Source organism: Clostridioides sp. ES-S-0001-03, assembly GCF_020676075.1.
In the GTDB taxonomy this organism is placed as follows: Bacteria; Bacillota; Clostridia; order Peptostreptococcales; family Peptostreptococcaceae; genus Clostridioides.
The window spans coordinates 146,065-162,724 of record NZ_JACVWJ010000005.1; the positions used below are offsets into that span (position 1 = coordinate 146,065).

The 16,660-nt window shown below is 28.7% G+C and carries 14 protein-coding genes; 2 read left to right on the top strand and 12 right to left on the bottom strand.

Features of this window, described 5'->3' with window-relative positions; genetic code table 11:
* Positions 1 to 38: 38 nt before the first annotated feature.
* Both IC174_RS11765 and treC read right to left on the bottom strand, forming a co-directional pair.
* Positions 39 to 1,403, bottom strand: a complete 1,365-nt coding sequence (locus IC174_RS11765) for a sulfatase (RefSeq protein ID WP_227482968.1) — start codon at positions 1,401 to 1,403, stop codon at positions 39 to 41.
* 18 nt (positions 1,404 to 1,421) lie between these two features.
* Entirely contained in the window at positions 1,422 to 3,080 is a 1,659-nt protein-coding gene (gene treC, locus IC174_RS11770) for an alpha,alpha-phosphotrehalase (protein WP_227482969.1), read from the bottom strand.
* 281 nt (positions 3,081 to 3,361) lie between these two features.
* Here treC and treB point away from each other — a divergent pair, with 281 nt between their 5' ends.
* Positions 3,362 to 4,801, top strand: coding sequence for a PTS trehalose transporter subunit IIBC (gene treB, locus IC174_RS11775; protein WP_227433349.1), 1,440 nt, complete (start codon positions 3,362 to 3,364; stop codon positions 4,799 to 4,801).
* A gap of 112 nt (positions 4,802 to 4,913) precedes the next feature.
* Here the strand turns inward: treB and treR are convergent, their stop codons facing one another.
* From treR to nifV, 9 genes are all read right to left on the bottom strand, one after another.
* Positions 4,914 to 5,627: a trehalose operon repressor gene (treR, locus tag IC174_RS11780; RefSeq protein ID WP_227433350.1), complete on the bottom strand. Its 714-nt coding sequence runs from the start codon at positions 5,625 to 5,627 to the stop codon at positions 4,914 to 4,916.
* Between the two features lie 321 nt (positions 5,628 to 5,948).
* A complete protein-coding gene (locus tag IC174_RS11785) occupies positions 5,949 to 6,644 on the bottom strand; it encodes a CPBP family intramembrane glutamic endopeptidase (protein ID WP_227433658.1) in 696 nt (231 codons plus the stop codon).
* Positions 6,645 to 6,672: 28 nt separating this feature from the next.
* Positions 6,673 to 6,984, bottom strand: coding sequence for a helix-turn-helix domain-containing protein (locus IC174_RS11790; protein ID WP_227433351.1), 312 nt, complete (start codon positions 6,982 to 6,984; stop codon positions 6,673 to 6,675).
* 189 nt (positions 6,985 to 7,173) lie between these two features.
* Positions 7,174 to 7,695: a nitroreductase family protein gene (locus tag IC174_RS11795; protein ID WP_227433352.1), complete on the bottom strand. Its 522-nt coding sequence runs from the start codon at positions 7,693 to 7,695 to the stop codon at positions 7,174 to 7,176.
* Between the two features lie 97 nt (positions 7,696 to 7,792).
* Positions 7,793 to 8,287, bottom strand: coding sequence for a GNAT family N-acetyltransferase (locus IC174_RS11800; RefSeq protein WP_227482970.1), 495 nt, complete (start codon positions 8,285 to 8,287; stop codon positions 7,793 to 7,795).
* A 33-nt stretch (positions 8,288 to 8,320) separates the two neighbouring features.
* Positions 8,321 to 8,770 carry a MarR family winged helix-turn-helix transcriptional regulator gene (locus tag IC174_RS11805; RefSeq protein ID WP_227482971.1) on the bottom strand — a complete coding sequence of 150 codons (450 nt, stop codon included), beginning with the start codon at positions 8,768 to 8,770 and terminating at the stop codon, positions 8,321 to 8,323.
* 242 nt (positions 8,771 to 9,012) lie between these two features.
* Positions 9,013 to 10,005, bottom strand: a complete 993-nt coding sequence (locus tag IC174_RS11810; protein WP_227482972.1) for an isocitrate/isopropylmalate dehydrogenase family protein — start codon at positions 10,003 to 10,005, stop codon at positions 9,013 to 9,015.
* A gap of 20 nt (positions 10,006 to 10,025) precedes the next feature.
* A complete protein-coding gene (locus tag IC174_RS11815) occupies positions 10,026 to 11,951 on the bottom strand; it encodes an aconitate hydratase (RefSeq protein ID WP_227482973.1) in 1,926 nt (641 codons plus the stop codon).
* Positions 11,952 to 11,975: 24 nt separating this feature from the next.
* A complete protein-coding gene (gene nifV / locus IC174_RS11820) occupies positions 11,976 to 13,169 on the bottom strand; it encodes a homocitrate synthase (RefSeq protein ID WP_227433357.1) in 1,194 nt (397 codons plus the stop codon).
* 445 nt (positions 13,170 to 13,614) lie between these two features.
* Between nifV and IC174_RS11825 the strand changes: the two genes are divergently transcribed.
* The gene (locus IC174_RS11825; protein ID WP_227863168.1) at positions 13,615 to 14,742 is read left to right on the top strand and encodes a DEAD/DEAH box helicase; all 1,128 of its coding nucleotides are present in this window, start codon (positions 13,615 to 13,617) and stop codon (positions 14,740 to 14,742) included.
* 294 nt (positions 14,743 to 15,036) lie between these two features.
* Here IC174_RS11825 and IC174_RS11830 read toward each other — a convergent pair whose 3' ends face one another.
* On the bottom strand, positions 15,037 to 16,227 hold the full coding sequence (locus tag IC174_RS11830) for a hypothetical protein (RefSeq protein WP_227482974.1): 1,191 nt from the start codon (positions 16,225 to 16,227) through the stop codon (positions 15,037 to 15,039).
* Between the last annotated feature and the right edge of the window lie 433 nt (positions 16,228 to 16,660).

Sequence of the window (16,660 nt, forward strand, 5' to 3'; positions counted from 1 at the left end):
CCTTCTTTATTAAATATTTTTTACTTGTTTAATATTTTCTACTTATCAGATAATAGTCTATAATATTCGTCTCTTCCTGGATAAGCTCTACCCTCTTCTATTTCTGTTTTCCATCTACTTGAGCCTGTTCCTTTTACAGGTCCTTTTAAAAGTGGGTCATTCGTTTCTAACATCCAATTATCAACTTTCTTTCTCAATTCCTCTGCTATATCTTGATAATCTAAATCATTTATTAGATTATTTTCTTCTAGTGGGTCCTTTCTTAAATCATAAAGTTCTTCTTTATCATTAGGAACATAAAATTTATCTCTAACAGCTTTACCTGATAAACTCAAATGTGAATCAACTGTAATATATATTTTAGGCCCATCTTCAAAATTTTTAACATAGCTATATTCATTAGTCCTTATGCCTCTCATTGGTCTATATTGGTCATGCCATGTCATTTCTGTAAAGAATGAGTCTCTACCTATATCTTCATTAGTTTTTAATAAATTGGCAAAACTTTCTCCATCTATATTTTTAGGAATTTCAGCTTCAATTAAATCTAGTATCGTTGGCAATAAATCAACATTACATAATAATGCTTCTTTTTTTACATTTTTTTGAGAGGAATTAGGTAATAAAATTATAAGTGCTGTCTCTAATCCTGCTTCTTTTAACATTCCTTTAGCTCCTGGAAAAGCAACTCCATGGTCTGTTGTCAGTATAACAATTGTATTTTTATCTAATCCTGTTTCTTGTAATTTATTATATATTTTGCCTATTGCCTCATCCAATACTTTTGCTGAACCATTATATAAAGCTATATCTTTTCTTACATCTTCTGTATCGGGTAAAAACTTAAATACCTCTACTTCATCCAATTTATCTGCATAAGGTTTATATTCATCAAAATCTCTATGTGTTTCAAAAAATCCTATATTTAAATAAAATGGCTTTTCCTGATTTTCTTTATATTCCTCTAAAAATTTAACTGCCTCTTTAGCAACCTTAGGAGCTCTATCCCCTGGAACCGATATAAAATTATCATATCCTAAGTCATAAGTTGAAGAAAATACTCTATCTTTTATTGGTGGTGCTTCATCTATTGTTTCATGGCTTAGTCCTATTAATGTTGTTTCATATCCGTTTTTTTGTAACTCCATAGGAAGTGTTGTATGTTTAGAATCTATACAAAATCCTAGATGTGCAAGTCCCATTAACCCATTATTGTGAGGGTATAATCCAGTTAGTATACTTCCTCTACTTGGACTGCATTGAGGTGCTGCACAAAAATAATTATCAAATTGAATTCCTTCTTGAGCTAATTTATTTATACATGGAGTTTCCACATTATATCCATAGTTACTGAATTTTCTACCACTGTCATGAGAAATCATAAGTAAAATATTTGGTTTCATTAATACTACCTCTTTCCATTATTTTTTTATATCCTTACTATAAAATGCTACTGTTTCATAAGGTCTTAACTTTAACTTAGGTTCTAAATCTCGCTTTTCATAGTTCCCTATCAAATATGTAAATGATTTTCCTAAAAATTCCTCACTAATCTCAACTTCAACTTCACAATCATAGAAGTTGTTAAATACTATTAATCTTTCATTTTCTAAGCCTCTAACATAAGCATAAACCTTATCATTATCTAGTAAAATTCCCTTATAGGAACCTTCAGATATAATATTTAATTGCTTTCTTAAAGATATTAACTTTTGATAGAAGTTAAAAATTGACCCTTCTTTAAGTTCCTTTTCAACATTTATCTCTTTATAATTTTCAGCTATTTTAATCCATGGCTTCCCATTTGTAAAACCTGCATTTAATTTATCTGACCACTGCATAGGTGTACGACTATTATCTCTGGATTTGGACTTTATAATATTCATTATTGTTTCTTTTTCAATTTTATTTTTTAAAAATTCACTATACGCATTATGAGTTTCAACATCTAAATAATCATCTATTCTTTCAAAATTTGGATTTGTCATACCTATTTCTTCACCTTGATATATATATGGTGTTCCTCTTAATAGATGTATTGTAGCAGCTAACATTTTTGATGCTTCAACTCTGTATTCTTCATTACAAAATCTACTAATAGCTCTTGGTTGGTCATGATTATTCCAAAATAGTGCATTCCAGCCACCGCCACTTTCAATCTTTTCTTGCCATTCATTTAAGAGTTTTTTCAACATCATAAAGTCAAAAGGTATATCGCTCCACTTTTCTCCATTTTCATAATCTACTTTTAGATGATGAAAATTAAATGTCATTGAAAGCTCTTTTTCTTTTGGAGAAGAATATAATATACAATTTTCAATAGTTGTTGAAGACATTTCTCCAACAGTTGTTATGCCCTCAACTCTTCCAAAAGTTTCTTTATTCATTTCTTTAATAAATTCATGGACAATAGGTTTATCTGTATACATTTCTTTTCCTATATTATTTGTAGAGTCTTTCAATTCTTCATCTTTGCCAATTACATTTATTACATCAAACCTAAATCCCTTAACTCCTCTATCTATCCAAAAATTTACAACTTTATATAATTCTTCCCTAACCTCAGGATTACGCCAGTTGAGGTCGGCTTGTGTAACATCATATAAGTGTAAGTAGTACTTATCTGTATCCCCAAATTTTCCCCAAGCATCTCCACCAAATTTAGATTTCCAATTTGTTGGTAGTTGATTATTTTCTTTGCCATCTCTAATGAAGTAGAAATCTTGATACTTTTTATCTCCTGCCAAAGCTTTTTTAAACCATTTATGTTCTGTTGATGTGTGATTTAACACCATATCCAGCATCAACTCTATATTATATTTTTTACTTTCATCCACTAACTTTTCAAAATCCTCCATAGTTCCAAACATAGAATCTATTGATGTATAGTCAGCAATATCATATCCATTATCCCTTTGTGGAGAAACAAAAAATGGGTTAATCCAAATTATATCTACACCTAATTTATATAAATAAGGTAATTTCTCTATAATTCCTTTTAAATCTCCTATCCCATCATTATTAGAATCATTAAATGATTTTGGATATATTTGATAAATAACTTTCTTCTTGAAATCCATACGCAAATTTTTCCTTTCATTTTTGTCTAGACAATTTTTATATTTTTATAATAAACCTTTTTTTTGTTAAAATCAATATTTACTCTAAATAAAAAAATATATTCCCTATACTCCTTCCAAATTTTCTCTTACTTTTCTGATTTTCCAATAATATACAATTTATATTTTAGTAATTAAATTTCAGAAAAATTTAGGATAACGTTGACATAAAAATTTCTCTATGGTATATTATTTTCAAAATTTGTCTATACAACATCACATTCTAAGGGGGAGGTAATTTTATGAGTACATTAAAAGAAAATACATATCATAAAGAGCAGGTTGAACAAATCCTTGAAGCAATTGGGGGAGTAGAGAATATAATATCTGCAACACACTGTATTACTAGATTAAGATTTGCTCTAAATTCAGAAAGTAAAGTTAATGTAAAGCAATTAGAACAAATAGATATAGTGAAAGGAAGCTTTACCTCAAATGGTCAATTTCAAGTTATTATAGGTCCAGGTCTTGTGAATAAAGTTTATGCTACATTAATAGAAATTACGGGGCTTAAGGAAGCAACAAAATCTGAGGTTAAAGAGATTTCTAATAAAAAATTAAATCCACTTCAAAAAGCTATAAAGGTGTTGGCAGATATATTCATTCCTATATTACCTGCTATAGTTGCCTCTGGTTTATTGATGGGTATAAATAATCTACTTGCTAACCCAGGAATTTTCTATGAACAACCCTTTTTAGAAGTTCATAGCAATTGGGCTGGTATATCTAATATGATTAATCTTATAGCAAATACTTCTTTTTCATTTTTACCTGCACTAATAGGTTGGTCAGCCGTTAAAAAGTTTGGAGGAAATCCTGTACTTGGTATTGTATTAGGTCTTATTTTAATTAATCCAGATTTAATGCCTGGTGCACAATACTCTAAAACACCTGAAGCTGTTACTTACTGGAATATATTAGGTTTTAATATTGCTAAAATAGGCTATCAAGGACAAGTAATCCCTGTTTTATGTTCTTCTTATCTTCTAGCAACAATTGAAAAGTTCTTAACTAAAAAAATTCCTGAGATGGTTCAACTTATTTTTGTTGCTCCTCTTACATTATTAATAACTGGTTTCTTAACATTCTCTATCATAGGTCCTATAACAATGTCATTTGCAAACTTAATTACAAGTGGAATTCTTGGATTATTTGAAATTAATGCAGTCCTTGCAGGAGCACTTTTTGGATTCATATTATCTCCATTGGTTATAACAGGAATGCATCACTTATTCTTAGGTATAAATTTACAAATGATAGGTACTTTAGGATTTGCTACATTATGGCCAATACAAGTTATGGCTAGCCTTGGTCAAGGTGCAGCAGCTTTGACAATGTTCTTTATATTAAAAAATAAAAAAATCAAGGGTGTTGCATTAACAGCTTCAATTTCAGCTTGGTTAGGTATTACTGAACCTGCAATATTTGGTATAAACTTACGTTATCGTTTCCCATTCATAGCATCTATGATAGGTGCAGGTATAGCTGGAGGGGTTGTATCTTACTTTAATGTTAAAGCAAGTTCTATAGGTATATCAGGGTTACCAGCGTTTTTATCTATATTTACAGACCAATGGGGTGTTTACTTCTTGGCAATGGGACTTTCTATAGCCATTACTTGTATCCTTACATACATATTCTCAAAGAGCAAATACTTTAATAAAGAATTTATAGAAAATTAAATAATATATGGTCTAATAAAAAAAGAGTGTCTAAATATACTGAAACCCAATCATTAGAATTTTGATTTAACAATTGAGGGTACAGTACAAAAAAGACACTCTTTTTATATAATTAAAGATTTCTTCTTCTTGCAAAATCTACAAATCTAAATGTATCAACTCTATGTCTAGATTCATGATACTGAAATAATCTTGTATCTTCTAAATAAACTTCACTTCGTATCACTACAACATGTGTGTCTGTTCCAACATCTAGCAATATTTTATCTTCTTCTGTAACAGGAGCTACTGTTACTTCTTTATTTGCATAACCTATTTTTAGTTCTAAATTTTTCTCTATATAATTAAATATTGAACTTTGAACCGCTGTTAATGGTATTTCTGGTATTATTTCAGATATAAAGTAATCTTTATCTAAAATAACAGCTTCTCCATTAATTTTTCTAAGTCTTTCAACTGCTATAATCTTAGTTTTTGTATCTATATCTAGTTTTTTACAAATTTCTAAGGGCATAATCTCCTTTTTATTTTTTAGTACACTTATTTCTGTATCTAAATTTTTATTCTTTTGTAATTCATTGAAACTAATCAACCCTGACCCTTCTATTTCAAATTTATTTATATCTAAAACAATAGCCCCTTTACCTTGTTTTTTTTGTATAAACCCCTTCTCTAGTAAAAGCGACTGTGCTTTTCTAATAGTTTCTCTTGATACTCGATATTTTTGAGCAAGCTTTACTTCTGTTGGTAAAAGCTCTCCTACTTCATATACATTATTTCTTATATCTTTCTCTAAATCTAAATATATTTCATAAAATTTCTTCAAGTAAATCACTCTCATTCATAATTAGTTTTAGTTTGTACACTCATCTTATTTTATATAAATATCATATTATTGGCTAACCTGTCAAATAGTCTTCTTAATATTTAAAAAAATAAATTGTATAAGTAATACATTTATTTCTTACTTGTGATAGAAAATATATTTACATTCAATTTGTATTGTAGCAATTTATCCAGTTCTTATATAAATTTATTAAAATAACTTCATAAAAAAAATAAACTCCAGATACTAGAGTTTATTTTATATATATAGCTATCATTTATTCTCTTCATGCACTTATTACAATTATTTAAGTATATATAATCATATTATCTGTCTAGTAAGTATAGTAAACAGACTTCTCAATATTATACAAAAGCTTACATCTTTAAATCTTGACTTAACAATACCAAGTATAATACCAAAAACAGTACCTATAATAATTTTTGAAATAACAACTTCAAATGTATAGTAAGAGTTATTATATAACATTATGTAATTACGTATAACATCTATATATCCTATATTATAAATACCAGATAAGATAGATGTTATACATACAACTTTACTCTTTGATTTTATAAAATTGTTTAAATAATTCCAGATGTACTCTCTAAAAAATAATTCTTCAAATACTGGAATTATTAATACAGATAAAGTCATCATAGTTACATTAAAAAACATATAGCTTCTATTATAATAAATTGAGATTACAGCTAGAGATAAGACTACTATAAAAAGTATCAACTTACACCTTTTTATAAGTACACTATCTTTATTTTCCTTGAAAGCTTCTGTAATCTTTCTATTTCTCATTTTATTATACAAAGAACTATTTTTCAAAAATAAAATTAATGATAATCCAACTAGTGTAAAAGAAATTAAATTTACAATATTAAAATTTTCAAGAGTAAATTCAAATTGACTTAGAAGTATATAATTTAAAATCATTCTTACTATCTGAACTATGAACATCAATGAAATAGAATCTATTATACATTTTTTATAACTATACTTCATCCCCAATTTAAATCACCCCATGTGTATACTAATCGTAAAGTCCATTTAGTACTCTACTCACAGTTGCTTTACTCCAACTTGTTTCACTTGAAATTTCTTTATAGCTTAAACCATCTCTTCTCAAGTTTTTTATATTATTTATATCATCATCAGTAATTTGCTTTTCCTTTGGCTTAAGACTATTTTTATAACTTCTAAGTCTATCTAATTCTGATTTCAAACTATCTACTTCAAATTGTTTTTTTTGAAGCTTACTCTCATAAGAGTCTCTCATTTCATTAAATTCTTTGATGTAATTTACTTTCCAATCCTCATCAATTTTTGTTTTAAATATACCCATATTTGAACCTCCTTAAATTTTGTTACTATAGTTATGTATCGATTATAAACATTAATTTCTATACTTATCTTTAAAATCCTTGTACATAACCCTTATATAAGTTAGTAAAATTCAGATATATTTTTACAATTTTAAATATATATTAACAATATCAAAAAAACATACTGTCTTAATATAATATATTATACATTAAAATTTATTAAAATGGACTTTTTCATAATCCAAATCAGAGTCACAGTATGATTTTTTTTCTTCATCAGGGTAGCCTATAGAAATTATACATTCTACACTGTACTTATCAGGTATGTTCAGTTCATCTCTAATATATTTATCAGCATCTATACTATCATCATGCATCCTATTTCTTACCTGTATCCAACAAGAACCTAATCCAAGCTCATGAGATTGAAGCTGTATATATGAAGCAGCAATACTTGCATCTTCTATCCAAACATCATTTTTTTCTTTATCTCCAATAACTACAATAGCTAAAGGTGCATTTTTTAGGAAAAACCCACCACCTTTAGTCCTACACTGAGATAAATTAGTCAATGTTTCTTTATCGTCTACCACGATAAATTCCCATGTTCTAAGTCCCTTTGATGATGGTGCTAAAAGAGCCGCTTTTAATATCTTATCTAACTTCTCTTTTTCTACTTCAACATTTTTATACTTTCTAATACTTCTTCTTTTTTTTAGAAATTCAATCATCTAAATCAACCCTTTCATAATAGCATACATTTGGCTTACATTATTCCCCTACTAGTACTAAAAATGTATCCTTTAGCCTTTGTATGATAAATACTTTTTATAATATTTTATCATAACAATAGAAAGATTTCTCTTTTCCTAGGAAACTCATTTCACCAATTTTAATAAAGCCACATTTTATAAGCAATGAATTCATCTTTGAGTTTATTGAATATGTATCACTCTTTAAATATGATACATCGTTTTCTTTAGCTAATTCTTCAGCAAAATTAACTAGTCTAGATGCAATTCCCATCTTTCTAAAACTTGGATTTACTGCCATTCTATGTACTACCATAGCCTTATCATTAGATGACCAATTTAAATCTATATATTCTTTAGGTTCATCATAATTAATACATATAAATCCTGCTATTTTTCCATCTACTTCTTCTACATATAAATCTTGTTTCTCAATGTCAGAAATAAAGTCTTTATCTGATGGATAATTTTCATCCCACTGTGTATTATTATAGCCTTTCATTTCTTCTACTGTTGATTTTATAATTCCCATAATACTATCTAAGTCACTTATATTTGCTTTTCTAATCATAAAAATATCTCCTTATATTCATCCATTAATTTATTATCTTTTTACTCTAAACCATTCTTCTTCTATATTTTTTCTCATTTTCTCTAGTATATTATTTGCTGTTTGCTTCTCTTCATCTGTAAGATTATTAAAACATATTTCTATACTTCTATTTTCTTCTTCAATTATTAGCTCATATACTTCTAAAGATTTATTGGTAGGAGTTAAATTGTATCCTCTTTTGTCAAACTCATCTTGCTTTTTATCTACATATCCAGCTTTTATTAACTTCTGTATAGCTTTAGTTGTAGTGGCCTTATCTACTTTTAACACATTTGATAATTCTACAAGGTTTATTCCAGGATTTTCACAAATTCGTGTTAAAAAAGTAAATTGCCCTTTTTGTAACTTTAATTCTTTGTACTTCATATCATTTATTGAATTTACTGCTCTAGATAAAGTACCAACTTCTCTTAATATATTACTGTCTAAAGTTTTAATCAAATACACCTCCAATCAATATCTCTAAATTCAAAATATTTTTAGTTGAACTTTCAACCATATTTGTATATTACCATATATTGGTTGAATACTCAACTAAAAAAACAATCTTTTTACATTTATTTTTGTTTTTGACTGGATGTTTACAAATATATCATTACAAAACTAAATTAAGAGCTGTTAATTGTCCCGTATACAATTAACAGCTCTTTTTAAAACTTACATCATATTATTATAAACAACAACTAAATATACTTACATACCTCATCTGCAAATTCGGTAGTTGAAGCTGAACCACCTAAATCTACAGTTAATTTGCTTCCATCAAGAAATACTTTTTCTAGAGCTGTTTCTATCTTTTGTGCATTTTCATATTCTCCTAAATATCTAAGCATCATTACTGATGATTGAATAAGCGCTGTTGGATTAGCCTTATTTTGCCCAGCTATTTGTGGAGCACTTCCATGAACAGCTTCAAATATAGCACAATCTTTACCAATGTTTGCACTTGGAATTATACCCAAGCCTCCAACAAGACCAGCTCCTAAGTCAGATAGTATATCTCCATAAAGATTTGGCATTACCATTACATCATAATTTTCTGGATTTAAAACTAAGTTCATAGCTGCTGCATCTACAATTAAATCATCATACTCAACACCATGTTTTGATGCTACTTCTCTAAATACATCTAAAAACAAACCATCAGACATTTTCATTATATTCGCTTTATGTATAGCAGTGACTTTTTTTCTCTTGTTATCTTTAACATAGTTACATGCAAAGTCAACAATTCTCTCACTTGCTCCTCTTGTTATTATCTTTATACTTTCAGCTGCATAATCACCTATCTTATGCTCTATACCAGCATATAAGTCTTCTGTATTTTCCCTTACTACAACTAAATCAACATCTTCATATCTTGACTTTATACCTTTAAAACTCTTAATTGGTCTTAAATTAACATATAAATCTAATGCTTGTCTCAAAGTTACATTTACACTTCTAAACCCTTTCCCCACAGGAGTAGTGATTGGACCTTTTATAGCTATTTTGTTCTTTTTTATACTATCTATAATATATTGAGGAAGTGGAGTTCCATATTCCTCAATAACTGCTTCTCCTGCATTAACTTCTTCCCATTCTATCTCTACTCCAGTAGCTTCTACAACCTTTTTCATAGCTTTCGCAACTTCTGGACCTATTCCATCTCCTGGTATAAGTGTCACTTTATACATCAATATTCCCTCTTTTCATATTAATTAGCTTGATTCTTAGTGTAATTTAATTTTCCACCTGCTTTTAATACATCAACTTCTTTTGCTGATAATTCGACTTTAACTTTGAAAGAAGTTCCTTTACTTATATTCTTAACCTCTAAAACACTGCTATCTAAATTATCTAAAATATTTGGTATTTCCAGATTATCTAAAAGAGATAAATTTTCATAATCTTTTTCATCACAAAACTCCATTGGAATTATTCCACTGTTTATTAAATTGGCTTTGTGTATTCTTGCAAAACTTTTTACTATTACTCCTTTAACACCAAGATATAATGGTGCTAAAGCAGCGTGTTCTCTGCTTGAACCTTGTCCATAGTTGTCTCCACCAATTATAAATCCACCATTATTATCTTTTGCTCTTTGAGGAAACTCTGTATCCACAGTATTAAAACAATAGTTTGCAAGATATGGTATGTTACTTCTAAAAGGAAGTAACTTGGCATTTGATGGCATTATATGGTCAGTAGTTATATTATCTTCTGTCTTTAATATTACGTTTCCACTTATAGACTCACTTAGTTCTGTGTTAAGAGGGAAAGGTTTTATATTAGGACCTCTAACTACTTCTACATCACTTCCTACATCAGAAGGCTTTATTATCATACTATCATCTATTAAAAATTCACTTACATCTAAGTTTTCAAATTTAACATCAAATTCTCTTGGGTCTGTAAGTTCTCCTTTTATAGCACTTACTGCTGCTACTTCTGGGCTCACTAAATATACTTGTGCTGATAGAGTTCCACTTCTTCCATAGAAGTTTCTATTGAAAGTTCTTAAGGATACAGAATCAGTTCCTGGAGATTGCCCCATACCTATACATGGCCCACAAGAGTTTTCTAATATTCTAGCTCCAGCACTTATTATATCTCCTAAAGCTCCATTTCTAGCTATCATTTCCATAACCTGTCTTGAGCCTGGTGCTATTACCAAACTTACATTCTTATGAACTTTGTTTCCTTTTAAGATTTGAGCTACTTTCATTAAGTCTTCATAAGAAGAATTTGTACAGCTTCCTATCGCAACTTGGTCTATTTTTATCTTTCCTATATTTTCAACTTCATCTACATTATCTGGACTATGAGGCTTTGCAGCTAATGGTTTTAATTCATCTAAGTTTATAGTAATCTCTTCATCATAAACTGCATCTGAATCAGGTTTTAGTTCCATCCATGCATCTTCTCTTCCTTGACTCTTAAAAAACTCTAATGTTTTTTCATCACTTGGGAATATTGAAGTAGTTGCTCCAAGTTCAGCTCCCATGTTTGTTATTGTGGCTCTTTGTGGAACAGATAGATTTTTAACTCCTTCTCCTCCATATTCGTAGACTTTACCTACGCCCCCTTTTACAGTTTGTTTTCTCAACACTTCTAATATTATATCTTTTGAAGATACCATATTATTTAATTTTCCAACTAAGTTTACCTTACAGACGATTGGTGCTTTTATATAGTATGCTCCTCCTGCCATAGCTAGAGCAACATCCAATCCCCCAGCACCAATAGCCATCATACCAACACCACCAGCAGTAGGCGTGTGACTATCAGAACCCAAAAGTGTATCTCCTGGTGTTGAAAATCTTTCTAAAAATACTTGATGGCAGATACCATTTCCTGGTTTAGAAAAATAAACACCGTATTTGTCAGCTACTGTTTGTATATATTTATGGTCATCTGCATTTTCAAATCCTTGTTGTAACATATTATGGTCTACAAATGCAACACTTCTTTTTGTTTTTACTTTATCTATGCCCATAGCTTCTAATTGAAGATATGTCATTGTTCCAGTGGAATCTTGTGTTAAAGTCTGGTCTATTTTTATCCCAATTGAATTGCCAGCAACAGCCTCTCCATCCACTATATGTTTTTTGATTATTTTATAAACTATATTATCTCCCATACTTTCCTCCTAAACAATTATATCTTAAATATATGAACCTCTAACTGCTTCTTCTTCTGTTGTACCTTTTTCATGTGCTAGTATATCACAATATAATTGAAGAATCTCTTTATCCATCAAACTTCTTTTCAATCTTATAGATGTAGCTCTTATTGCATTTAATAATTTGGTAGCGTTTTCTGGAGAAATATACATTTCATATTCACTCAATTTATTTATTACTGCTGCTCTTCCTGAATGCTTTCCTATTACTATTTTTCTTTCAAGATTTACTTCACTTGGGTCAAATGGTTCATAGTTATGTGGGTCTTTTAATGCTCCATCAGCATGTATACCAGATTCATGTATAAACATATTATCTCCAACTACTGGTTTCCATGTAGGAAGTATTCTTCCTGATGCTTGTGACACATATTCACATATTCCTCTAAATTTTCTAGTATCTACGTTATTTAAATCACATTTATAGATGCATTTAAGTGCCATTAAAACTTCTTCTAATGCTGCATTTCCAGCTCTTTCGCCTAAGCCATTAACTGTAACTCCAACATAATTTGCTCCTGCTGCTAATCCTGCAAGTGCATTTGCAGTTGCCATACCAAAATCATTATGTGTATGCATTTCTATGTCAAAATTAGTTCTTTCGTAAAGAGTTTCTATTGCATTTTTTATAGAAAAAGGATTCATAACTCCTACTGTATCACAATATCTAAATCTATCTGCTCCTGCTTGCTTTCCAACATTTATAAACTCAGTTAAGAAGTCGATATCCGCTCTTGAAGCATCTTCTCCATTTACTGAAACATATAATCCGTTTTTCTTTGCAAATTCAACTGTCTTAGCCATATTCTCTAAAACCCAACCTCTAGAAGTTCTAAGTTTATTTTCTATATGAATATCAGATACTGATATTGATATGGCTACTGCATCAACACCACAAGAAATAGATTCTTCAACATCTTTTATCACTGCTCTATTCCAAGCCATTATATCTGCTTTTAAATTTCTATTACATATGTGCTTTATTACATTTTTTTCGTCTCCACCCATAGTAGGTATACCAACTTCAATTTGGTCAACACCTAAATCACTTAACATTTCAGCAATCATTATTTTTTCTCTATTCGCAAATACAACCCCAGCTGTTTGTTCCCCATCTCTTAAAGTAGTATCTACTATTTTGATTTCCTTTGCTCTATCTTTTGATATAATGCACATATTAATGCCCCCCTTAGTATACATTTAGTTTTAATAATATTAGGTCTTATCTTTCAGTGATGTCTCTAACTTTTGATTATTTTTTTATTTTTTATTCATTTTAATTTCATTTGCAATTTATTTTTTTAGCTTTTCATATCTTGTAATCTATTATATTACTTTATATTAATTATTGCACTATATTTTTTCCTTTTTGTGAAAACTTCTTAAAAATGAAAGTTATTATGTTTTTCTTGCATTTTAATTTAATTTATAAATAGATTTATTTTCAAAAAACCTTTTAAAATAAACCTCTAAAATTCTAGCTAAAATCTAATTTAATCTACACTATATTTTAAGAGTTATACACTATATTTTTAAACTATATAAATAATAATCGAAAAAATTACTAAAAATACTTACAAATATGATATTATTAATTGATTAATAAAATAGAAAATTTTTCATGAAAGGTAAGATAATAATGGATTTTAAGAGCTTAGGAATTAGCGAAAATACTATAAATATTATAAAAACATCAGGAATAACAACACCTACACCTATACAAAAAGAAAGTATCCCCTTAATAAAATCAGGAAAAGATGTCATAGCCGAAGCGCAAACTGGGACAGGTAAAACACTGGCTTTCCTGCTTCCGATATTTGAGAATATATCATTAGATGTAGATGATATACAAGTACTTGTACTGTCTCCAACTAGAGAACTTGCTATTCAAATAACAGAAGAAGCTATAAAACTTAAAGAATCTAAGGATATAAATATTCTAGCAGCTTATGGTGGAAAAGACATTGGTTCTCAGATAAAAAAACTAAAAGGAAATATTCATATGATTATAGCTACACCAGGTAGACTTCTAGACCACTTAAATAGAAAAACAATTGACCTTAGCAAATTAAAAACTTTTGTTTTAGATGAAGCAGACCAAATGTTGCTTATGGGATTTAAAAATGAAGTTGAAGCTATTTTAAAAGAAACTTCAAATAAAAAACAGACATTATGCTTTTCTGCAACTATGGATTCTCAAGTTAAAAAATTAGCTTATAGATATACAAAAAATCCTGTTGTTGTTTCTATTGAAAAAGAAGAAATTACTCTTACTAATATAAAGCAGGAAGTAGTAGAAACTACAGATAGAAAGAAATTAGATGCTTTATGCAGTGTTTTAAATGAAGACAATCCTTTTATGGCTATAATATTCTGTAGAACTAAAAGAAGAGTTGACAACCTTGAAGAGGCTCTTGCTATACGAGGATATAATTGTCAAAAGTTGCATAGTGATATTGCACAATCAAAGCGAGAAAGAATAATGAAATCATTTAGAAATTTAGAAATACAATATTTAATAGCCACAGATGTAGCTTCTCGAGGTCTTGATATATCTGGAGTAAGTCACATATATAATTACGATTTACCAGAAACGCCTGAAGACTATATTCATCGTATTGGTAGAACTGGTAGAGCTGGAGAACAGGGTTATACTTGTGCTTTTATTGACCCTAAAAATGAGAGAATGTTAAGTGAAATTGAAACAGCTATAGAATCTAAAATTAATAGAAGAATTATAGAATTATAATATATAAGGCAACTATCAAATAATAAAACATATTTTCAATATTTATTGTATAAATAAAGACAGTATAAATAAAAATTGAATAAAGTCATAAATAAAAATGTATGCGTACTTATCCTAGATAAATTCACATACATTTTTATATTTTACTTTATTTTCATATCATTTCATTTTAATAATATTGTTAACATCATTTTAAATTTTTTCTGCTATTAATATTATATTAATTTTTCACTTAAATCATCATTAATGAATCTTTTCTAGACCATCTTTTTATACTTAAACTACTAATTTATACTATAAATTCTCAACATTCTCATCTAAATCAGCTGGCCACTTAGCCTCTGGATGTTCTTTGGCAAATTTCTTATTCTTATAGTGACCTAATGTTAGAAAAGGTATAACTATAGTGAATAGACCAAGATAGCCACAATACCCATATCCATACTTAACTATGTTACTTAACCCTGTCAAAGATATAAGCATTGATACTACCATTATTGCACATGCTGTAAATACTCTTCTTTTCATTTTTGAAGAAAGGAAAGAAAGTGCTTTATGGTCTTCAAATCTATTTACAAGACCAAATATTGTAGTTACTCCTGTAGACATCAAACAAAGGAATAGTGCTACATTATAAATTATGTATATAGTGTTATTTCCAGATTGACCTGCAACATAAAGAGTAGGAAGAGTTGTTTGCCCAGCAGCAGTAAATTCTCTATACCATCCCATTAACATAGTTACAGCAAGCCCCAACGCAACTGCATTCATAACAAATGAAACTAGCATTGCTTTAGTAGCTTCTTTGGAATTTTTAAGAAGTGGTCTTGAACAGCTTGCAAGTGTAGGTATAACAACTGATTGGAATCCTGCATAAATAAGAGTATTAAGTATTGGCTTAAAGTATCCAGGTGTGAAGCTCGTTTTATTTGAAAATATTTCAGATATTTCTGGTACCTTAGCTTTTATACCCACTATGAAAATAGTAAGAGTACATACTAATATAGCTATTGTCATTGCTGTTGCTGCTTTAGATACAAGCATAGCTCCAAATATAGTAAAAACAAGAAGTACAATTCCGATAATAAAGACAGCTATAAAATAATTAATTCCTATACTTTGGAAAACTGCTGCTGCACCTGCTATAACAGCACTTACAGCTATTAAAACCATTAAATAATAATATATCTCCCATATTATTTCAAGCTTTGGATATGGATTCCAAAGTTCACAAAATAAGTCCTTATAATTCTTACAATTATTATTATTATACATTATAATAACTTCTCTCATAGTGGCAGTAAGTATAATCATTGCTAAAATTGCCATGAGTGGTGCAATCCATCCATATTGCACATAATACTGTGTTTCTTGATTACCTGTAGCAAACCCTCCACCTGCATGCGAACTAAAAAGAACACTTGCAACTCCAAATATAGCTAGAATAGAGCCTGTTGCTTTTGCTTTTTTTACATTTTTTTGCATAAAATCATCCCCTCTAGAAATAATAGTAAAAATTTATAATTTAACATACATTTGACAAAAGAATAACATTTTTGTCAAGTTAATTCAACCGTAATTTTTCTAAAAATTTACAATTTTAATTTTTTTATTTCTAATTAGGTAAATTTTATATATTTATTTTATTATTATGAATTAATAATATTTTTATATCCTGTTATTTTATATGAAATCGTTTTTACAGTGTTAAATTTTTTACAAATCAATTTCTATAATTAGAAAATACTTAACATACCTATAATGGTCATAATTATTTATTACTGTATTTGCGTTCTTATTGAAATCATTAAGATTTATATATAAAAATAAATTTATATTTAAAATAATATTGTATTTAGATAAACTAATTTAATTTATTTCTCTTATATCATTATTATTAATACATGATATAATTATC